This is a genomic window from Rahnella sp. PD12R (genome assembly GCF_019200965.1).
Lineage (GTDB): Bacteria > Pseudomonadota > Gammaproteobacteria > Enterobacterales > Enterobacteriaceae > Rahnella > Rahnella laticis.
On sequence record NZ_JAHTMS010000001.1, the window covers coordinates 630,563 to 651,481 of the forward strand.

20 protein-coding genes, 1 tRNA gene and 1 pseudogene are annotated in these 20,919 nt (G+C 53.0%); 4 read left to right on the forward strand and 18 right to left on the reverse strand.

Annotated elements, in window-relative coordinates; translation table 11 throughout:
* Window positions 1-47: 47 nt before the first annotated feature.
* The gene (gene prmB, locus KWG64_RS02830; RefSeq protein WP_152324412.1) at window positions 48-980 is read right to left on the reverse strand and encodes a 50S ribosomal protein L3 N(5)-glutamine methyltransferase; all 933 of its coding nucleotides are present in this window, start codon (window positions 978-980) and stop codon (window positions 48-50) included.
* Between the two features lie 202 nt (window positions 981-1,182).
* Between prmB and smrB the strand changes: the two genes are divergently transcribed.
* Complete coding sequence (smrB, locus tag KWG64_RS02835) at window positions 1,183-1,722, forward strand: endonuclease SmrB (protein ID WP_104924666.1); 540 nt, start codon at window positions 1,183-1,185, stop codon at window positions 1,720-1,722.
* A gap of 87 nt (window positions 1,723-1,809) precedes the next feature.
* Here the strand turns inward: smrB and sixA are convergent, their stop codons facing one another.
* The 4 genes from sixA to KWG64_RS02855 all read right to left on the reverse strand — a co-directional run bounded on the left by sixA (window position 1,810) and on the right by KWG64_RS02855 (window position 6,760).
* Window positions 1,810-2,298, reverse strand: coding sequence for a phosphohistidine phosphatase SixA (gene sixA / locus KWG64_RS02840; protein WP_218520850.1), 489 nt, complete (start codon window positions 2,296-2,298; stop codon window positions 1,810-1,812).
* A gap of 447 nt (window positions 2,299-2,745) precedes the next feature.
* Window positions 2,746-4,914: a fatty acid oxidation complex subunit alpha FadJ gene (gene fadJ / locus KWG64_RS02845; protein WP_218520851.1), complete on the reverse strand. Its 2,169-nt coding sequence runs from the start codon at window positions 4,912-4,914 to the stop codon at window positions 2,746-2,748.
* Window positions 4,911-6,224: an acetyl-CoA C-acyltransferase FadI gene (gene fadI, locus KWG64_RS02850; RefSeq protein ID WP_195816403.1), complete on the reverse strand. Its 1,314-nt coding sequence runs from the start codon at window positions 6,222-6,224 to the stop codon at window positions 4,911-4,913. Before fadI ends, fadJ begins: the two co-directional genes overlap by 4 nt.
* A 203-nt stretch (window positions 6,225-6,427) precedes the next feature.
* Window positions 6,428-6,760 (reverse strand): YfcZ/YiiS family protein, encoded by a 333-nt coding sequence (locus KWG64_RS02855; RefSeq protein ID WP_101076468.1) that lies wholly within the window; start codon window positions 6,758-6,760, stop codon window positions 6,428-6,430.
* A gap of 416 nt (window positions 6,761-7,176) precedes the next feature.
* On the opposite strand from KWG64_RS02855, the gene fadL reads away from it, so the two are divergent.
* Window positions 7,177-8,454 carry a long-chain fatty acid transporter FadL gene (gene fadL, locus KWG64_RS02860; RefSeq protein ID WP_195816405.1) on the forward strand — a complete coding sequence of 426 codons (1,278 nt, stop codon included), beginning with the start codon at window positions 7,177-7,179 and terminating at the stop codon, window positions 8,452-8,454.
* Window positions 8,455-8,531: 77 nt separating this feature from the next.
* Here the strand turns inward: fadL and mlaA are convergent, their stop codons facing one another.
* From mlaA to ccmA, 10 genes are all read right to left on the reverse strand, one after another.
* Complete coding sequence (gene mlaA, locus KWG64_RS02865) at window positions 8,532-9,299, reverse strand: phospholipid-binding lipoprotein MlaA (protein ID WP_218520852.1); 768 nt, start codon at window positions 9,297-9,299, stop codon at window positions 8,532-8,534.
* A 34-nt stretch (window positions 9,300-9,333) separates the two neighbouring features.
* Window positions 9,334-10,548 carry a c-type cytochrome biogenesis protein CcmI gene (gene ccmI / locus KWG64_RS02870; protein WP_218520853.1) on the reverse strand — a complete coding sequence of 405 codons (1,215 nt, stop codon included), beginning with the start codon at window positions 10,546-10,548 and terminating at the stop codon, window positions 9,334-9,336.
* Window positions 10,545-11,030, reverse strand: a complete 486-nt coding sequence (locus tag KWG64_RS02875) for a cytochrome c-type biogenesis protein (RefSeq protein ID WP_218520854.1) — start codon at window positions 11,028-11,030, stop codon at window positions 10,545-10,547. Before KWG64_RS02875 ends, ccmI begins: the two co-directional genes overlap by 4 nt.
* Complete coding sequence (locus KWG64_RS02880; RefSeq protein ID WP_195816410.1) at window positions 11,027-11,578, reverse strand: DsbE family thiol:disulfide interchange protein; 552 nt, start codon at window positions 11,576-11,578, stop codon at window positions 11,027-11,029. Before KWG64_RS02880 ends, KWG64_RS02875 begins: the two co-directional genes overlap by 4 nt.
* On the reverse strand, window positions 11,575-13,545 hold the full coding sequence (locus tag KWG64_RS02885; RefSeq protein ID WP_218520855.1) for a heme lyase CcmF/NrfE family subunit: 1,971 nt from the start codon (window positions 13,543-13,545) through the stop codon (window positions 11,575-11,577). The genes KWG64_RS02880 and KWG64_RS02885 overlap by 4 nt, the downstream gene beginning before the upstream one ends.
* Entirely contained in the window at window positions 13,542-14,036 is a 495-nt protein-coding gene (ccmE, locus tag KWG64_RS02890) for a cytochrome c maturation protein CcmE (RefSeq protein ID WP_101076162.1), read from the reverse strand. The genes KWG64_RS02885 and ccmE overlap by 4 nt, the downstream gene beginning before the upstream one ends.
* A complete protein-coding gene (gene ccmD, locus KWG64_RS02895; protein WP_218520856.1) occupies window positions 14,033-14,293 on the reverse strand; it encodes a heme exporter protein CcmD in 261 nt (86 codons plus the stop codon). The genes ccmE and ccmD overlap by 4 nt, the downstream gene beginning before the upstream one ends.
* The gene (locus KWG64_RS02900) at window positions 14,290-15,027 is read right to left on the reverse strand and encodes a heme ABC transporter permease (protein ID WP_195816412.1); all 738 of its coding nucleotides are present in this window, start codon (window positions 15,025-15,027) and stop codon (window positions 14,290-14,292) included. The genes ccmD and KWG64_RS02900 overlap by 4 nt, the downstream gene beginning before the upstream one ends.
* 333 nt (window positions 15,028-15,360) lie before the next feature.
* Window positions 15,361-16,020: a heme exporter protein CcmB gene (gene ccmB, locus KWG64_RS02905; protein ID WP_101076165.1), complete on the reverse strand. Its 660-nt coding sequence runs from the start codon at window positions 16,018-16,020 to the stop codon at window positions 15,361-15,363.
* 21 nt (window positions 16,021-16,041) lie between these two features.
* On the reverse strand, window positions 16,042-16,683 hold the full coding sequence (ccmA, locus tag KWG64_RS02910; protein WP_218520857.1) for a cytochrome c biogenesis heme-transporting ATPase CcmA: 642 nt from the start codon (window positions 16,681-16,683) through the stop codon (window positions 16,042-16,044).
* A 260-nt stretch (window positions 16,684-16,943) separates the two neighbouring features.
* On the opposite strand from ccmA, the gene KWG64_RS02915 reads away from it, so the two are divergent.
* Both KWG64_RS02915 and KWG64_RS02920 read left to right on the forward strand, forming a co-directional pair.
* Window positions 16,944-17,861, forward strand: a complete 918-nt coding sequence (locus tag KWG64_RS02915; RefSeq protein WP_218520858.1) for a formate/nitrite transporter family protein — start codon at window positions 16,944-16,946, stop codon at window positions 17,859-17,861.
* A gap of 110 nt (window positions 17,862-17,971) precedes the next feature.
* Window positions 17,972-18,046: transfer RNA gene (locus tag KWG64_RS02920), tRNA-Arg, on the forward strand.
* Between the two features lie 183 nt (window positions 18,047-18,229).
* On the opposite strand, the pseudogene KWG64_RS02925 reads toward KWG64_RS02920, so the two are convergent.
* The 3 genes and pseudogenes from KWG64_RS02925 to KWG64_RS02935 all read right to left on the reverse strand — a co-directional run.
* Window positions 18,230-18,542: pseudogene (locus tag KWG64_RS02925) on the reverse strand (IS1-like element transposase); the annotation flags it as partial.
* 184 nt (window positions 18,543-18,726) lie between these two features.
* Window positions 18,727-19,122, reverse strand: coding sequence for a hypothetical protein (locus tag KWG64_RS02930; RefSeq protein WP_218520999.1), 396 nt, complete (start codon window positions 19,120-19,122; stop codon window positions 18,727-18,729).
* On the reverse strand, window positions 19,119-20,510 hold the full coding sequence (locus tag KWG64_RS02935) for a PAAR domain-containing protein (protein WP_218520859.1): 1,392 nt from the start codon (window positions 20,508-20,510) through the stop codon (window positions 19,119-19,121). The genes KWG64_RS02930 and KWG64_RS02935 overlap by 4 nt, the downstream gene beginning before the upstream one ends.
* Window positions 20,511-20,919: the final 409 nt, after the last annotated feature.

Below are 20,919 nucleotides of genomic sequence, written 5' to 3' on the forward strand. Positions count from 1 at the left end.
TTTATTTGCAAAATGACCGGCTGACGCACAGCCGGTCAACAGGGTATTTAGTCGCGGTAAGCGCGGAACTCTTCTGCGCAATCAAGCAGTTGCTGTTTAGTCAGCATGAAGACACCGTCACCGCCGTTTTCAAATTCCAGCCAGGTGAACGGGATCTCAGGATATTGATCCATCAGATGTACCATGCTGTTGCCCACTTCACAAATCAGCACGCCGTCATCGGTCAGGTAATCCGGTGCGCAGGCCAGAATGCGGCGCGTCAGTTTCAGGCCATCGCTGCCGGAGGCCAGACCGAGTACCGGTTCATGGCGGTATTCCTGCGGCAAATCGGACATGTCTTCTTCGTCAACGTACGGCGGGTTCGTGACGATCAGGTCGTATTGCAGCGGCGGCAATTCACGGAACAGGTCAGAACGGATTGGTGTAACCCAGTTCTCGATGCCGTGCGTGTCGATATTGCGCTCAGCCACGGCCAGCGCGTCCGCGGAGATATCCACGGCGTCCACTTCCGTTTCCGGGAAAGCATAAGCACAGGCAATCGCAATGCAGCCGCTGCCGGTACACATGTCGAGGATGTGCTGAGGTTTGTCGTGCAAAATGCCGGAGAAGCGGTGGCTAATCAGTTCACCAATCGGCGAGCGCGGCACCAGAACGCGCTCATCGACATAAAATTCCATGTCGCAGAACCAGGCTTTGTTGGTCAGATAGGCGACCGGAATGCGCTCGTTGACGCGGCGGATAACGCGCTCAACGATACGGTGACGCTCGCTGGAGGTCAGACGCGCCGTGTGCATGTCTTCAGGAATGTCGAGCGGTAAAAACACGCTTGGCAAAACCAGCTGCACGGCTTCGTCCCACGGATTATCGGTGCCATGACCGTAATAAACATTGGCCGCGTTGAGGCGGCTGACGGTCCAGCGCAGCATGTCCTGAATGGTATGCAGTTCACTGACGGCTTCGTCGACGAAAATTTTGTCCAATTTTGTTCTCCAGGCAGTACAGGGTTTTTAACAGACGTTTAACCCGTAATTTTCCGCATAGTTTGCCACGAAGCCCGCCACAAATCAGCAGCTAGTCAACGCACTTGCGCGACGCCTCGAAGAATTTAACCCTGAGTTTTCTTTAAACCGCAGGGTGACGGAAGGTACACTGTCGGAATTGAGCGAAAATGACGATAAAAAAATGAAGAAAAAACACCGGCTGAGCCCGGAGGAAGCGGCCCTGTTTCGTGAAGCCGTACCGGGCGTCAAGCGCCTGAAAAACGACACAATTACTCACCGTCCGCTGCGGAAAAAAGTGTCAGAACTGTCGCCGAAAAAGCTGATTCAGGAGCAGGTGGACGCCAGTTATTATTTTTCTGATGAATTCCAGCCGATGTTGCAGGAAGAAGGCCCGGTTCGTCACATCCGGCCAGACGTCAGCCATTTTGAATTGAAGAAATTGCGCCGCGGAGATTATTCCCCCGAGCTGTTTCTTGATTTGCACGGTTTAACGCAGAAAGAAGCCAAGCAGGAATTAGGGGCGCTGATCGCCGCCTGCCGCCGCGAACACGTTCACTGTGCGTGCGTCATGCACGGCCACGGCAAGCATATCCTCAAGCAGCAAACCCCGTTGTGGCTGGCTCAGCATCCTGACGTTGAAGCCTTCCATCAGGCCCCCAAAGAATTAGGCGGCACTGCGGCGTTGCTGGTGCTTGTCGAGCTGGATGACAAAATCAGCTGACTACATTGGCGAATACCAGAAAGCAGAAAGGCACAGCGCGTTTCCACGACTGTGCCTTTCTTTTGTTTAATATTCCGTCCCGGAAAATTAAACCTTAGCCATCACCTGGCACGGACTGAATTGCCAGTCAAAGCTGCCCTGCCCGGTTTGCGCATTCAGCTCCACGCTTGCCATGGCAGAGGTGGCGAACATCGGCGGGCAAACTCCCGGACACAATTCTGCGACCAGGTAACCGACCAGCGGCAGGTGGGAAACCACCAGCACCGCATTGACGCCCGTCTGCGCCAGATGCTGCAATTCACTGGCAACCAGAGCAGGATCGCCGCCCGGTGTCAGTTCTTTCAGAATATCAATCTCAACGTTTTCAGGCAGAGACAGATACTGACGAACTTTTTCGAGTGTCTGCTGCGCACGCAGGTACGGACTGACCAGAACGCGGTCAATGGTGATACCCCGGCCATTCAGCCATGCCGCCATATGTACTGATTCGTCACATCCGCATTCGCTTAACGGACGAACCGAATCGCTGGCTGCTTCAAGAACCGCATCACCGTGACGCATAATTACAACTTGCATATTGCACCGCTTTTGTTAACAAAAATAGCGCTATACAGAAACGCCTTGCGTGCTGTATTACCCATTGCCCAGCCTTTTTGATCGCCGTTCGGACGACACTTCTCATGACAAGATAACTGTAAGGCAGTACATCCACTTAACACGCTGTGCCCACAAATTCTGTCTGTGCAGCAACAGCGGTCGGGCATTTTGCCTGAAAGTTCGCGTAAAGAAAACGCTGTTTTTTACACCAACCCTTACAGCTTGTAAACTGTTCAGGCGAATATTTAACCACTCGGGTTGTAGATCAACCGCTTGGGATTGTTCGTACACAAAGCCGGCCTCACCATAAAAAAGATCCCGCGCGCTGTCGTCAGGCGGCAAGCAGGATCTGTTCCAGATTGTCGCGAAACTCAGCATTAAGCAGTGACGAGGGTCACACTCTGCCGACCTTTTCGCGCGCCTCTCTCAGGGACAGAAACGTCCGCCCTGCTCCGCCCGCTGGCGCAGACCGTCACACGGCGTGAAATGCTCACCGTAACGCTGCGCCAGTTGTTCCAGCGTTTTCACCACGCTGGCAGCACCGAGCGTATCGATGTAACGGAACGGCCCGCCGCGAAACGGCGGAAAACCAATACCAAAGACTGCACCGAGATCACCATCACGGGCGCTGTGGATAACATTTTCATCCAGGCAGCGGACGGCTTCGTTCAGCATCAACATGACGCAGCGCTGTGCGATCTCTTCGCCAGACTGCTGTGCTTTTGGCGTGACATTCAGCAAACGATAGACCGAAGGATCGACCTGTTTTTTCTTCGCCCCGCGCCCTTTCTGGCCGTAGAGATAGAAACCTTTGCCATTTTTACGGCCTTTGCGGTCGTCTTGCAGGACTGCGTTAAAGCCGGATGGCGCGGCAAAACGCTCGCCAAACGCCTCCACCAGAATCGGGCCGATTTTAGTGCCGACATCAATGCCCACTTCGTCGAGAAGCTGAACTGGCCCGACAGGGAAGCCAAAGTTCACCAGCGCACTATCGATGTGATCGACAGGCTCACCGGCCAGCAGGCAGCGCGCCGCTTCGTTAATATAAGGAGCAAGAATGCGGTTTACGTAGAACCCGGCGCTGTCACCGACCACAATCGCCGTTTTCCCCTGTTTCTTCGCCAGCGTTACCGTGGTCGAAATCGTCTGCGCGCTGGTGCCCGCATGGGGAATAACTTCTACCAGCGGCATTTTGTCTACCGGGCTGAAATAATGCAGGCCGATAACCTGCTCAGGCCTTGTGGCCTTTTCCGCAATCTGATGAATCGGCAAAGAAGAGGTGTTTGAAGCAAATATGGTACGCGGCGCCGCATTTTTCTCGATCTCTGCCACCATCGATTGCTTGAGCGTCAGGTCTTCAAATACCGCTTCCACCACGATATCAATCTGCGAAAAACCGCTGTAATCCGTCGTCCCCGAAATCAGCATCATCTGCCGCTGCTGTTCGTTGCGGGTGAGCCTGCGGCTGCGGACTTTTTTCTCCAGCAGATCCCAGCTGTATTTCAGTGCGTGGCGGATGCCTTCGTGATTGATGTCTTTAATGCGCACCGGCAGCCCGGCGCGGGTCGCGGTGACATTCGCAATACCGCCGCCCATCAGCCCGCCACCGAGGATCCCGACGCGGTGAACCGGCAACGGCTCAGCGTCAGCGCCTTTTTCTTTTTTCAGCGCCGTCGAGGCAAAGAATAAACCGCGAAGCGCGGCAGATTGCGGCGTCATCACCAGTTCGCCAAAAGCTTTGGCTTCGGCCTGATAGCCGTTTCCGCTGCCCTGGTCGAGACCCGTTTTCACCACATCAATAATTTTTTCCGTGGCCGGATAATTACCGTGCGTTTTTGCGCGGGTCTGTTTGCGCACAAAATAAAACAACAGGCTTTTCCCCAGCGGTCCGCCCGCCAGCCGCGCCTGCCACGGTAAAGGTGGCCGGGATTTGCGGCCTTTGGCGACACGTTCCAGCGCGGTTTTCAGCAAAATTGAATAAGGCACGGCGTCGTCCACCAGCCCCATTCTCAGCGCCTGTTTCGCGCGAATGCTGCGCCCGGTGAGCATCATATCCAGCGCTTTAGGCGCGCCTATTAAACGTGGTAAACGCTGCGTGCCGCCGGAACCGGGTAACAGCCCGAGCTGCACTTCCGGCAGGCCGAGCTGCGTCTTGTCATCCAGCGAGCAGACACGCGAATGGCACGCCAGCGCCAGTTCGAGCCCGCCGCCGAGACAGGCACCGTGAATAGCCGCGACGACAGGGACGGAAAACGACGCAATCTGCGACATGACCGTCTGGCCTTTTTGCGCCAGTTCGCTGGCTTCAGCCGCCGTTTTGCAGCCGGAAATCATCGTGATGTCGGCACCGGCAATAAATGAGTCGCTTTTACCGGAAACCAGCACCAGACCTTTCAGATTCGGATATTGCTGCGCTTTTTGCAAAATAGCGCAGATTTGCTGAGCAAATTCAGCCTTCAGGGTATTCACTTTTTCACCGGGAACATCAATGGTGATGATGCCGACATGCTCTGCCGTAAACATCAGTGAGAAAGCGGAAACCGGCTCTGCGGATGACTGTTCTGCCAGCACGGAATTGTCCATGTTGTCCCTCATTGCGCTGCCTCCAGAATCATTGCTGCACCCAGACCACCGGCGGCACAGGCGGTGGTCAGCCCGTATTTTCCGCCGCGGCGGCGTAATTCATGCAGCGTTTGCGTGATCATACGTGCGCCGGTTGCAGCAAACGGATGGCCGTAGGCCAGCGAACCGCCTAAAACGTTGAATTTATCCCAGTCGATTTCGCCAACGGCCTGACTGCGCCCCAGTTTTTCGCGGGCGAATTCGTCACTGGCCAGCATTTTGATATTTGCCAGCGTCTGCGCGGCAAAGGCTTCATGCATATCAATCAGATCCAGATCCGCCAGCGTCAGTCCGGCGCGATCTAACGCCAGTGGCGTGGCGTATGCCGGGCCGAGAAGCATGTCTTCCCAGACGTCAATGGCGGAAAACGCAAAGCTCTTCAGATAGCCCAGTGGCTCAAGCCCTAATTCACGGGCGCGGGATTCGCTCATCATCAGAACCGCAGCGGCGCCGTCGGTGAGCGGCGTACTGGTTGCTGCCGTCACGGTGCCGTGTTTACGGTCAAATGCCGGACGCAGTTTCGCGTACTGCCCGATTTCTGAATTCAGGCGGATGTTGTTGTCTTTTTGCAGCACTTCACGATAAGGCGGAACCTGCGCCGCCATCACCTGTGAATTCAGATAGCCCTGTTCCCAGGCCAGCGCAGCCAGCGTGTGCGAACGGTGCGCCAGCTCATCCTGCTGTTCGCGGGAAATCCCGTGGCTTTTTGCCATCTGTTCAGCGGTATCGCCCATGCGCAGGCCGGTGGAATATTCCGCCACCGCCGGAGGAACCGGCAGCAGATCGCGTAATTTCAGTTTGCTGAAAATCGAAAGGCGCTGCGACAGTGTGCGCGCTTTATTGACATCAACCAGTGCCCGGGCGAGGCGTTTACTGACACCAATCGGCAGTACCGATGAGGAATCGGCTCCGCCCGCAATCCCGACGCGCACTGTGCCGCTGAGAATACTTTCGGCCACGTTCGCCACCGCCTGAAAACTGGTCGCACAGGCGCGGGAAACGCTGTAAGCGTCGGTCGAAACATTCATTCCGGTGCCGAGCACAATTTCGCGCGCAATATTCGGCGCTTCGGGCATCTGGACAACCTGTCCGAATACCAGCTGATCAATGTCTTTCGGATCGATTCCACTTTTCGCCAGCAGCTCGCTGACCACGGTTTTACCTAAATCCACTGCGGGGATCCCGTGATAGGCGGTGGCTTGCTTGGCAAACGGCGTGCGCAAACCATCGACAATCGCAATGCGATCGCCTTCACGCGTAACCAGTGGAATGACTTTGTTCATACAAGCTCCTGAGTAAATAGGGTCTTAAGAGGTCAGACCTGATAACTCAGTGTTAACTATGTATTTACATTTGGCAAAGTGAAAGGTAATGAAGTGCGAGCAACAGCAAATTTTTCTGAAATGAGAGTGAAAAGAAAGAGGCTGGAAAAATAGCAGACAAAAAATACCGCTGTCTGGCAGCGGTATTTTAAAAGCAGGATTAATTAACGTAATCCGAGCTGGAAGATCATGGTCTCTGCCTGGCAGGAGAAAGTGAAATCCACTTTCAGCTCAACGCCACCGTCAACTTTTTCAATCTTGCTGTTAATTTCGCAAGGCTCTGATTCAACGCCGCGTGCGCGTTCGGTCAGGGTTTGCAGCATTTCTTTGGCCTGCGCTTCGGTTTCGAAAACGTGCAGGTAAGAAGCGGTGCAGTCGGTGTTATCCATAATGGTGCCGACATCAACACAACAGCAGGCAGCCGTTTCTTCGGCGCCACATTTGTTGATGGAATGCAGAGGTTGGGTGGATTTAGAGGACATGGTTACGTCAGACATAATTTTCTCCCCGGCATCAACGGCAACGTCTACCGTCTGGCCTGATTGCGAATTAAAGAATTATTTTCAGCCTGTATTTTACGCCAGCGGTTGGGCTACAGCTAGCACTTACTTTTTATGTGCCTTTGAGGTGATCCAGATCACGTAAATGTAATGAATCGATGATTAATACGTCAACGTTCTCACTTTAGCGTTTCTTAATTGAACTTTTATTGTTGGTTTTTTGTTAAGTGGATCCAATTTCTTGCATCAAATAAGAAATATCAATGAAACATCATTGCAACTACACCACAGGTCAGACCTATACTTCGCTCACTGGTCTGATTTGTCAGACTGATAACGAACCCTACAATCCCGCGCTCATTGTTACTTGATGTAACATTGTTTGATAAAAACATAAAATTGAGGTTTTGGTCATGAACCAGAAAAACCTGTTTAAAAGATCAGCTCTGGCAGCTGCAGTGGCAATTGTTTCCTCCAACGTATACGCGGCAGGTTTTCAGCTCAATGAATACACCGCCGCCGGTTTAGGCCGTTCTTTCTCGGGTGAAGGCGCTATCGCTGATACCGCAGCATCCGGAAGCCGTAACCCGGCGACGATGACAATGTTTAATCGTCCGGCGTTTTCCATCGGCGCAATCTATGTCGACCCGGATGTCGATGTTACAGGCAAGTCTCCGGTCACGGGTGCTGATACCAGTGCCAATAACATTGCACCAAACCAGTGGGTGCCGAATATCCACTTTATTATGCCGCTGAATGAGCAATGGGCTTTCGGCGCATCGGCGACCTCAAACTACGGTCTGGCGACAGAGTTTAACGATAATTATCCGGCAGGCCCGATTGGTGGCGAAACCGATCTGACCACCATCAACAATAACTTAAGCGTCGCTTACCGTTTGAACGAGCATTTCAGCTTCGGTCTGGGCTTTGATGCGGTCTATGCGAAAGCGAAAATCCGCCGTACTGCGGGCGAACTGGTGCCGATTAAAACCGGCGGTTTGCTGCCAGCTGATACTGAAGCCGCTAAGCTGAAAGGCAACGAATGGGGCTACGGCTGGAACGCCGGTATCCTGTATGAAGTGGATGACAACAACCGTTACGGCTTCACATATCGTTCAGAAGTGAAAATCGATTTCGATGGCGAATACCGCAACGGCATTCCGCAGGCATTGGGCGGCACAGGCGGCCACACGGTTCCGGGTTCACTGACCCTGAATCTGCCAGAAATGTGGGAATTGTCAGGGTATAACCGCGTCGCACCGAAATGGGCTATTCACTATAGCCTGGCGTACACCAGCTGGAGCCAGTTCCAGGAGCTGAAAGCCACCGGTTCTCAGGGCCAGACGCTGTTCCAGAAAGACGAAGGCTATCATGATGCTTACCGCATCGCGCTGGGTACCACCTATTACTACGACGAAAACTGGACATTCCGTACCGGTATCGCGTTTGATGACAGCCCGGTTCCGGCGGACAACCGCACCATTTCTATCCCGGATCAGGACCGTTTCTGGATTTCAGCCGGTACCACGTATGCGTTTACCAAAGATGCTTCCGTGGACGTCGGTGTCTCCTACATGCATGGCCAGACGGTGAATATCAGCGAGAAAGTAGCTGACGGCGTGCCGAATTATGAGTTCCAGGCTAAAGGCACCGCGATGTTGTACGGCGCGAACTTTAACTACAGCTTCTAATCGTTATTCACGACCGAATACATAAATGAAAAAAGCGCCGGGAGGCGCTTTTTTTTGTACGGAATTCGGCCGGACAGTTACTCCGAATCGATATCCTTCAGATCACCCTGAATCAGTGCCGCATTCGGGTTCACCTGCGGTGTCAGCTGACCGCCTCTCGCCAGGAAGTCATGGCGCTGGAAGTAGGCTTCACGGATCATCAGGTAAGGATCGGAAGAGTTTCGGATCAGGCCGTCAGAATCGAGCAATTCAGCACGCGTTTCTACGCCCTGCAATACCCACTTACCGGCTGACATCCAGAAGGTCAGATAGCTGAGCATCGGATACAGGTCATCGACCAGATCGCCACCTTCATCACGAATGGTCGCACTGCCGTAACCCGGCAACATCACGTACGGGCCGTAACCCACGCCGTAATGTCCCAGCGTACTGCCGAATCCTTGCGCTTCTTCGCGTGCCAGTTTCGGGTTCGCCATCGATGCCACATCAATCAGACCGCCCATCCCCAGAAGGGTATTAAGGAAGAAACGGTTGAAGTGGATCGCCGCGCGGTACGGATCGCCTTTGAGCAAGGAGTTCACCATGCTGGCCGGTTCATCAAGGTTACTCAGGAAATTACTGGTGCCGTTACGCGCCGGTTGCGGCACGTAATCACGCCAGGCAACAGCCACAGGACGCAGTACATACGGGTCCATGTAGTTGAAGTTGAAGTTAAACATCGCGCGGTTGAAACCTTCCAGCGGATCAGATCGTCCCTGCTGTTCGCTGTCCGATGATCCGGACGTGCCGGCACAACCGACCAGCAAAACTGTCGCAAACGCCAGCCCAGTCAGGCGTAAGTTCATGGATATCTCCCTGTTTTTGATCTTCGGCTCGTGATTAAGGAACCTGCTGATTAATTTCAATGCTGACCTGGCCGTTACCGGCAAAATCGGTCAGCGAACTGTCGCCGTACCAGTCACCCGAGGCTGGCGTCGCCAGACCATTTTGTGAAATACGAACGCGTACTTTTAATTTTTGCAACGAAGAAAGCAAGCGTTCCGGCATCATTGCATTGCTGTCATCAACGGTAATCGCCAGCGGGAAGCGGCTCAGCGGCAGTTTTTTCACTGCAACCGGCACCGGACTGCTGCCATCAGTCACCGAGATAAAGACCGTGCCATCCTGCGGAAGTTTCCTTTGTGCATCAGCAGAAAGCGTCACGTTTACCGCCAGTTTAACCTGATCGATTCCCGCCTTCTGTTTTGCCTGTGCAATGCTTGCCTGAACCATCTCAAGCCGTTTATCACCCGCCGGCAGAATTTTCAGCATAACTTCCCACGCGCCAATGGCTTGCGGATAGTGACCCTGTTCATATTCATTATAGGCCAGCAAGCTTAATACACGCAGATCGCCCTGAGATTTTTCCAGCATACTGCGTAAGAGATTTCCGCCGGTAAGGTTATCTTGCGGATCAGATGAACGGGTTAACACCTCGGCATAACCGAGTTTCACTGACATATCATTCGAGGCCAGTTCATACGCATGGGCGTAAGCCTGTGTGGCCGTAGCGGCGTTATTGAGCGCCATACCCACGCGGCCCAGCATAACCCAGTCCTGCACATTTTCCGGATCGGCCTGCAAATCAGTCCGTAATCCCAGCCCTAAATCCTGCACATCTCTTGCGGTCAGCGGCGTACCGTGGTCATCCGCGATACGATGACGCAAATCAGGCATATGCTGCATCACCTGTTTCCACGCACTCACCTGCCCTAATCCGCCCGCATATAAATAGAGGCCCAGCGTGATGATCACCAGCAAAATCGCGCCCGGCACCAGCGTCCAGCGGCCGATCGGTTGTACCGCTGCCGGTGCGTGGCCGTCAGGGATATCGGTCAGCAAATTTTCCTGCAATTCCTGAATATGCGCCGGGCGTTCATCTACTACACCCTGCGATTCGTCCTGCTCCAGCTCACGTAAGCGGTGATGGTAAAACGCTTTATTGAGCGCATCGCGCGACGTATGTTCTGCGCGGTCGCCACGGATCACCGGCACGACAAACAGCGCCAGCGCGATCACCAGCATCACTCCAATACACAGCCAAAAAATACTCATGATCCTGTCCTGTCGCTGTCTTTAAGTAATTGCGCCAGGCGCTGTTTCTCTTGTTCTGACATTTCTTCTGTACCGGTTTCACTGACCACGGCACGGCGTCGGGAACGCATGAAAATCATTCCTGCGCCGATAATCACCACCAGCACCGGACCAAGCCACAGAATAATGGTCGATGGCGTCACCGGCGGTTCGTAAGTAACGAAGTTGCCGTAACGCGCCACCATATAGGCGACGATTTGCTGGCGATCCTGCCCTTCATTGAGCAGTTGGAACACCTTGTTGCGCATATCGGCGGCGATAATTGAATCGGACGCCGCAATATTGGTGTTCTGGCATTTCGGGCAGCGCAGCTGCCCGGTGATCTCGCGGTAATCCTGCTCCTGCTGCGGCGATTTAAACTGATAGGTATCGATAGCCGCGAAAGCGCTGAAACTCAGTGCCACGCCGAGCATTAACGCAGGCAATGCGCGTAAGATTTTCATGCGTTGCCTCCGTATTTTTTGTACAGCGGCAACACTTCGCTCTGCCAGACTTTCTCATTCAAATCGCCCGCATGGCGATAGCGGATAATGCCCTGCCCGTCGATCAGGAAAGTTTCCGGCGCGCCGTACACACCGAGATCTAAACCGAGCATTCCGTCGCCGTCGTACAGGCTCAGCATGTACGGATTGCCCAGCGTATTCAGCCAGCTGACCGCTTTCTGACGGTCATCTTTGTAATTGAGCCCGACCACGCGTACGCCTTTGGCGGCCAGTGTGTTCAGGTAATCATGTTCGGCACGGCACGTCGGGCACCACGTCGCCCAGACGTTCAGCAGCATCGGCTTGCCGTCGCGCAGCACTGACTGATCGTAAGTTTTTCCGGCCTGCGCCAGCGATTCCAGCTTGAACACCGGCACCGGTTTGCCGATCAGGGCGGATTCGAGCAACGTCGGATCATCGCCGTTGGCGTTGCGCGTCAGCTGGACTAAAAATGCCGCCGCCAGCGCCAGAAACAGAACCAGCGGAATAAAAAGAAGTTTACGGTTCATGCTTCAGCCTCCGCATTGCCCTGTTTCTTCAGTTTTTTGCTCATGCGGTAGCGCGGATCGAGAATACACAACACGCCGCCGGCAGCCATAAAGAGGCCGCCCAGCCAGATCCAGCGGACAAACGGTTTGTAGTACAAACGCACCGCCCACGAGCCGTCATCCAGCTCTTCGCCCAGCGCGGCGTACAGGTCGCGCGCCAGATTGCCGTCGATGGCGGCTTCGGTCATCATGCTGCGCGCCACGCTGTAGAAGCGTTTTTCCGCGTGCAGCGTGGTGACTTTTTTGCCGTTCTGCGTGACGTCGATGTTCGCTTCGCCGCCGGCATAGTTCGGGCCGGTAATGTCGCGAACGTCACGGAAGACAAAGTGATAATCATGGATATCCACGGTATCACCGGCTTTCATGCGCACATCGCGCTCAACGCTGTAATTCTGGCTGAACGCAATACCAATCACCGTGACTGCCACGCCCAGATGACCAAGCACCATGCCCCAGTGGCTGCGGGAAAGTTTGGTCAGGCCGCGCCAGAACGAATGACGGTGCGTGGCGCGTTCATGCAGCTCCATCAGCGTCAGCACAATCACCCACACCGACATCAGCAGGCCGACAACGGTCATGCCAACAATTTTGTCCTGCAACAACCACGGCAGAAGAATCGACAGAACCAGCGTCACCACCAGCGCAACGCCAAGACGACGCCACAGTTTGCTGGGCTCGTCTCGACGCCAGCGCACCAGCGGGCCGATACCTAACAACAGCGCCAGCGGTGCCATCAGCCAGGTAAACATCGTATTAAAGAACGGTTCGCCGATGGAAATACTGCCCAGCCCGAGCTGTTTATGAATCAGCGGTAACAGCGTGCCGAGGAGCACCACCAGCATGGCGGCGACCAGCAGCACGTTATTGCCAAGCAGATAACTTTCACGCGAATGCAGTTCATGACGGCTCGGCGCACGCACCGAGTTGCCTTTAAAGGCGTACAACAGCAAGGAACCGCCGATAACAATCACTAAGTACGCGAGGATAAACATGCCGCGCGCCGGATCTGAGGCGAATGAGTGAACCGATACCAGCACGCCGGAACGCACCAGGAAAGTCCCGAGCAGACACAGCGAGAACGCGGTGATCGCCAGCAGAACCGTCCAGGCTTTGAATGTCCCGCGTTTTTCGGTCACGGCGAGCGAGTGAATAAGCGCGGTTCCCGCCAGCCACGGCATAAATGACGCGTTCTCGACTGGATCCCAGAACCACCAGCCGCCCCAGCCTAATTCGTAATACGCCCACGCAGAGCCGAGCACGATGCCAATGGTCAGAAACACCCAAGCCGCCGTGGTCCACGGACGCGACCAGCGCGCCCACACGGTATCAAGCCGTCCGGCCATCAGCGAGGCAATCGCAAACGCGAATGCCACCGAGAAACCGACGTAACCCATGTACAGCAATGGCGGATGGAAAATCAGGCCGATGTCCTGAAGCACCGGATTCAGGTCACTGCCGTCCACCGGGAAATTCGGCAAAGAGCGGATAAACGGATTCGACGTCAGCAGAATAAACAACAGGAAACCGCCGGTGATCATGCCCATGACGGCAAGCACGCGCGCCACGGCATCCTGCGGCATCTGACGGCTGAACAGCGCAACGGCCAGCGTCCAGCAACTCAGCAGCAACACCCATAACAGCAGCGATCCTTCGTGCGCGCCCCAGGTTGCCGCCACGCGGTAATACACCGGCAAATGGGTATTGGAATTGTTAGCGACATACGCGACGGTAAAATCATTCACCACAAACGCGTGAACCAGAATCGCAAACGCCAGCACGATGCAGGCAAACATGCCGTACGCCAGCGGACGCGCCATCGCCATCATCCGGTTATCCTGCCGCGCCGCGCCCCATTGCGGGTAAATACTCAGTAAAACCGCCAGCCCTAACGCCAGACAGAGTGCAAATGTTCCCAGTTCCGGCATCATGAGCGGTTGTTTCCTTTATCGTTACCCACGTAGGCAGATGCGGGTCCTTTGTGGTTTTCTTTCATGGCGTCGGCAACTTCCGGCGGCACATATTTTTCATCGTGTTTGGCCAGAACCTGAATCGCATTCACGACATTCCCCGGTTCCATCACACCCTGCGCCACCACACCCTGCCCTTCACGGAACAGGTCCGGCAGAATACCGTTGTACGTCACCGCAATCGCGCCGCGTGCATCATAAATCTTGAAACTCACCTGCAGGCTTTTCGGATCCCGTTTTACCGAACCGGGCATCACCATGCCGCCGATGCGCAGGCGCTGGCCGACTTCCGGCATTTCGTGGTTTTCGCCTTTGCCCTGCAAGATTTCACTCGGGGTATAAAACAAATCAATGTTGGAACGCAGCGCATACATCACCAGTGAAATGCTCAGGCCAAGGCCGATCAGCACCACCAGCGCCAGCGACAGGCGCTTCTTACGACGTGGATTCACAATAACTTCTCCCCGGATGTGTCCGGTTCCAGCGGTGACGTCTGTGCGCCTTGCTGTTTTTTAGACGTGGACTGATTAATGCGTTTTTCGCGAGCCTGACGGCGTTTTACATCGTCCAGAATCTGACGATGCTGCACGAGGGTATGCACCACCAGCGCAATCAGGGAAATCAGGGTTGCCGCCACCGACAGCCAGACATAAAAAGCATAACCGCCCATGGCGAAAAAATCGGGCCAGCTTGAGAATGCAGGGCTCATCCGCGACGCTCCTTATTCAGCAGGCCAGCCACCCACGGACGCAGACGTTCCTGATTCAGGATCAGGTTGCGTAAACGCATCAGCGTGAGGGTAATAAAGAAGAACAGATAACCGAAAATCGCCCAGCGCAGCGGATAACGCATACTCGGGTCGATGGTTTGCTGCATGTTGGTGGAACCCTGATGCAGCGTGTTCCACCACTGAACGGAGTAATGAATGATAGGAATATTGACCACGCCGACCAGCACCAGAATCCCCGCGGCGCGCCCCGCCAGACGACGATCGTCGAAGGCGTTATACAGCGCAATCACCCCGAGATAGAGGAACAGCAACACCAGTTCGGACGTCAGACGCGCATCCCAGACCCACCATGTGCCCCACATCGGTTTGCCCCAGGCTGAGCCGGTGACCAGTGCGATAAACGTGAAAACGGCACCGACCGGCGCCATCGCCGCAACGGCCAGATCCGACATCTTCATCTGCCACACCAGGCCGATGAACGCCGCGATTGCCATTGCGCTGTAAATCCCCATCGACCAGATCGCCGCAGGGACGTGAATGTACATAATCCGGTAGCTGTTCCCTTGCTGATAGTCGGGCGGCGCATAGCCAAAACCCCAAACCCAGCCGATCACCAGACAGGCAATACCGATAAGCCCGAGCCACGGAATGAACCGGCCACAGACGTGGTAAAGCCGTTCAGGCCGCGCGAGTTGATGTAACCATTTCCACATTGTTATCGTTGCTCACTTTAAAAAGTCACTGTGTGGGTTGCCGTGGAACCTCGGTGGGCTCTTGTGCGGTCGGAAGGCAATTCCCCGCACTTATTGTTGGCATGTCTATTGTTCACTATAGAGAAGTGTGATGTTAGTCAAAGGTTGCGTTTTTTCTTCTCTATTGTAACGGCACGTAAAATAATTCAGTGTTTAGTGCCAGCGTCAAAACTAACCCTAAATAATTCGGGTTGCAGGAAGGCGGCAAACGACGCCATCCCGATGAGCTGACACAAGTCAGTGATTCGGGTGGCGAAGAGCAGCCAACGCATCTGCAGCCCGAAGTATGACGGGTTAGTGAACGCTGACTCGCAGGGCGGCTGCTGTAGCAAACGGCGCTAATGTCGCACTGCCCGCTAACATCGCGCCGAGAATGGCCAGATACCCGCCGACGGGCATCGACATCGACGCGGCATCAATGGCGCCGGTGGCAAAAATCAGCACCGGAATGTACAGCGGCAGAACCAGCAGGCTCAGCAACACGCCGCCCTTGCGCAGCCCGACCGTCAGCGCCACGCCGATGGCGCCGATAAAACTCAGCGTCGGCGTCCCCAGTAAAATCGTCAGCGCGACGGCTTTCCAGGTTTCAAAATCCAGTGAAAGTAACAGGGCAATCAGCGGAGAGAGGATCAGTAACGGCAAACCGGTCACCACCCAGTGAGCACATACTTTCCCCAGAACCGTGAGTGCCAGCGGCGAAGGCAATAACAACAGCTGCTCTAGCGTGCCGTCGAGATAGTCATCGCGGAACAACCTTTCCAGCGCCAGCAAAGACGATAACAGCGCCGCAACCCAGACAATACCGGGCGCAATCCGCGCCAGCAGTTTTGGCTCAGGGCCAATTCCTAACGGAAACAGCGTAATAACAATCAGGAAAAACCACAGCGGGTTGATAATTTCGGCGCTTTTTCGAAAAGCAATTTTCAGTTCGCGGCTCAGAACCTTAGTAAACATTCCGTCTCTTTCCCTTTCGCGTCACGCCAGCTCTGCGCCGGTCAGACGGATTTTCCGCACGTCGCGGTTAACGCCCTGCAAATCCTGATGCGTGGTCAGCAGCACCATTCCGCCCTGCTGCGCATGCTGTTCGAACAGCGCAATCAGCGTCGCAACACCCTGCTTATCAATGGCCGTCAGCGGTTCATCAAGGATCCACAGTGGCGCCTTGCTCAGCCATAAACGCGCCAGCGCCACGCGCCGTTGCTGCCCGGCGGACATCTGCGCGACCGTGACATCTTCGTAGCCCAGCAGGCCAACATTTTCGAGTGCCTGATAAATAGCTTCCGCTGCGGCGTCACCGCGAACAGACGCACTGCTGACAGACAGATAGAAGGCAAGGTTTTCAAACGCAGTAAGCACTGACTTTATGCCGGGCTGATGCCCGAGATACAGAAGTTCCTGGTGAAAAACATCGCGCTGACGGCGGGTACTGACGCCCTGCCAGCGGACTTCACCGACGTCCGGAGAGGACAGCCCGGCCAGAATACGCAGCAAACTGGTTTTACCGGCACCGTTCCGGCCTTCAATCTGCACCATTTCGCCCGGTAAGACCGTGAAACTCAAGCCACTAAACAAGGTCCGCTCATCGCGAACGCAGCTCAGGTTAAGGGCTTCAAACATGGAAATGTCTCTTATTTTTCACAAGTCCGCATCATATCACAGGCGTCCGGCACGACGCAGCTTAGGGAGCGGTACGTTATTACATATAAACGCCCGCCAGAAAAGTCTGATATCGCAGACATTGCCCCAAAAATGACCCATAAGGTTCATGGGTTAACGGTTTGTAACTTATTTGTATATCTGCTCATAAATTCCCGGCCTCGCCTATGCTTATGCATGACGGACTTTTTTATCACTTTGATTTTTTTGGGGGGAGAACGATGAGCGACGATAAAAAGCAGGAGAGCAGTACCGACGTTGACAGCGAGGAGCATTCGCAGGGTAAGAAAATCGAAACCGGTGAAGAGAATCTGCCCTCAAAGGCGGCCGCCGTGCACGAAGTTATCCGCATGGAAGGCGAGAAAGAGCTGGAACGTGACGGCCAGGCGTTGCTCTGGTCAGCGATTGCCGCCGGGCTTTCGATCAGCGCCTCGCTGATGGCGAAAGGCATTCTTCACGCCCGCCTGCCCGACTCGCCCGAACGGTTCTTTATCGAAAACATCGGTTATACCGTCGGGTTCATTATTGTCATCATGGCGCGCCAGCAGCTGTTTACGGAAAACACCGTCACCGCCGTGTTGCCCGTCATGCAAAAACTGACCGGCAAAAACGTCGCGCTCTTGCTGCGGTTGTGGGGGCTGGTGCTGATCGGAAATATCATCGGCGGCGGCTTTGCAGCGCTGGCGTTCCATCTGGTGCCATTTTTTGATCCGGAGACCGACAAAGCCTTTCACGAGATCAGCATGGAAATTATGGAAAAAGGGCCCGGCGCGATGTTTGTCGGCGGCATGGTTTCCGGCTGGCTGATTGCGACGATGGTCTGGATGATCCCTTCCGCAGGTGCCGCCAAACTGTGGGTAATTATGCTGATGACCTACATGGTGGCAATCGGCGACCTGACACACATCGTGGTCGGCTCGGTGGAAGTCCTCTATCTGGTCTTCTCCGGCGCAATCCCGTGGACTGACTTCATCTGGCCTTTTGCCCTGCCGACGCTGGCCGGAAACATCGCGGGCGGTACCTTTATCTTTGCGCTGATCAGCCACGCACAAATCCGTAACGACATGAGCAATCAGAAGAAAGCCAAAGTCAAAAAGGCAGAACAGGAAGCCGCGAAGAAGGAAGCGGCGAAACCGTGAAGAGGAATAAAAGCGCAGAACTGGCGACGAAACGACCAAACGACAGGCTAACGCCTTATTATTGAGAGAAAAACGGGTATACTACGCGGGCGCTTTCCACTGGCGTCCGTGTCTCCTTAGTTAAACGGATATAACAAGCCCCTCCTAAGGGCTAGTTACAGGTTCGATTCCTGTAGGGGACACCAACACAACTCTTTTTACCCCCCAATAAAACCCACCAAGCCCACACAACACAAGGCATGAGCGCCATTTTCATTTCCAATCAAAACCATCAAAAAGCATGGGTAGCGATAGAATAAAGTATCTCTTTTAGTTACTCTCAGTGAGTTGGAACTTCGAGAGAGATACTCCCTATGCCGCTTACAAACGTCGAGTTCGCAGATAAGTGCCACATCTGCATGAGCGACCGGAGATGATGTTATTCGCTTCGGTGAGAGTTTTTTAAGGTGCGGATGACGGTGTTAATACCGATTTTGAGCGTCCTTGCAGTATCCCGGACACCAGCACCGTTGAAGGCCATTTCGGTAATTTGCTCTCTGACGCCAGGCTTACGGGCTTCATAGGTATAGGTGAGCAATGGCAGTCACGACAGCGAAATCGGTCGTGGCCTTTATGGTTCTGCCCATGGCGATAAACCTGAGCAGACTGACAACGGGGATAATGAACATTAACGCTTGCCATGCGGAAACCTCAAAAGCGGGCATTATACATCAATTCAACTAATTAGAGGCATCACCAAATTTTCCTTTACGTAGGAATGTTTAGTTCACAGATAAATGGCGATTCTGTTCAAAATTAATTAGAAAAAAACACCACAGATAACTAGCCACACATTTTAATTAAAAAAGTCATTCAAAAATATTCATTACTTAAAATAAAAACAAACACCAGAAATAGCGAGTAAAGCAAGACCAGTGACTGATAAAAGATACTCAACAACAAACCATTTTTTTATATTACTGGGAAGAGCCCGCATAAACTCAACATCATTGAATTTACTATGTGCCGATTTCTTACCAAAAATTATAGGATTAATTATGAATTGAATTTTCATAGCATATCCCTCACTAAAACCCACCATATCTGATTCATAAAACTCCTGAACACTTAGAGGTAAAGAACCAAATTCCTTTTCATACAAAGCACATACCTTAATGAATCTTTTTTTATTTAAATATGACAGGGCAATGGTAATAAAACCTAAGGCGATCCCCAAAGCTGTAACTATAGATATAGTAAGATCAATAACAGATATCGTCATTTAGTGACCTCATATATTGTCTCTCCTAACAACTCGCCGCCTTTGCCCCCTAACTCACTAATACCATATCCAGCAGCGCCCGAGACAATAACTCCACAGGCTAAAGCCCCGGCACCACCAACCTCAGCGGTTAGAGCACCAAGGACAACGGCACACACCGCAGTTGATGCACTAGCAACAGCAGGAGCTGTATAAATCGGAGCCAGAACGGCACCACTAAAACTACCAACTTCGGTGAAAGACGTTTTTGCACAATCACTTCCTACCGTACAAGCTTCATATACTTTATCTAACCGATTAACGCCATCTAAGACAATACCAACATAGCCGGCTTTTTTCATCAATTTCACATATTTGGCAGCGTTCTCCATATACGTGGCATAGCCCTCAATATCTGACACGCCAGTTTGATTCCAACGATGTGTTATTGCGCTTGATGACAAACCAAGTGAGCGACGAATATCAGGGTAATCTTTCAAACCTATTTTATACTTGGTGAAATCTGTTAATACACCGTCCAACTCTTTAAATAATTTCCTTCGTTCAACAAAAAATTGTTCACCAATTAATGTCCCACTGGTGATGTATTGGTTTTTATACGTGGCTTGTATTTTCGCTAAGATAATTTCGACTTTCTCGAAATACTTGCCAGCAGCATCCGCAGCTACTCCACCATACAAACTGGTATGTGAGGTAAACAAATCAATAGTATCTTTGTTACGGTGTAAAAAACTGGCCTCTTGAGGCGTTAGAGGGGCCAACGCGGTATCAATTCGCGCCTTAGCCGTCTTCATGTGTATGATCTGTTCGCTGTTCTGCTTCAACGGATCGACCAGTAGCAAAATTGAGCCTGCTTTAAATTGCTCGCTGCCGTTCAGAGAATGATAAAGCTCTTTAGCTCCTTCTGGTGGTGCAGACATAAATAACCACGGTTCAAATGCTTCTGCTGTTGCCCCGTATGGCAATACACAGAACCCCGGCTCCACGGGTTCACGATGTAAAATCTTGGGTTCATTCCGAGTCGTTACTTTCTCTGGCACTTTCGCAGACTGAGCATGTTGTTCCGGCTCAGCTACAGGTACGGGAGCTTCAGCGGCCGTTGGCCCACCTTGCAGCTCGTAGGTATCGTTCATCTGTGAGGGAATAAACCGCGCTTTGCAGGGGCAACTGCTGTAGCTGTGCAACGTCCCCGCAAACTTACGCCCAAGTATCGAATCCCCCGGAATATGCCCCACGATGATGTACATGCCCGGATGCTGGACGCAGGTCACTCTGTCCTGCTCCCGCGCAACAGCCTTACCTATTATCGTATGGGTCGGTTCCCCTTCGATAATAATGCCGCCACAGGTAGTTTTATCCTGTATGACCAGATAATAACCTTTGGTCATGACATCATTTCCCTGCGCGCTCTTGGGGCTGACTCGCAACTGTACTGTATCTCCATGACATTTCCTTGTACTTGCTATGGGTAATCCCGGCATCATACTCGCCGTTACTCTTAACCTAAATTATTTTTGAATACGGGCACGTATAAAAGCCAAACCTTGATAGAGATATTGCATGATTGCTGTCTGGCTAGTCATGCGGTCTCTCGAAGTATCTCTCCTAACAATTGAATTGTTAGTTTATCAATATAAATCAGATAAATAATTTAACTTTATATTCCTGTAGGGGACACCAAGCATCTCCAACAAAATCCTGTGAATTTATCTCTCTTACTGCAAATCCCCCGATACCCACAAATTCCCAATTTTGAGATCTCGCGCATTTTTTTTGATGAAGAATTTGTTTTACTTA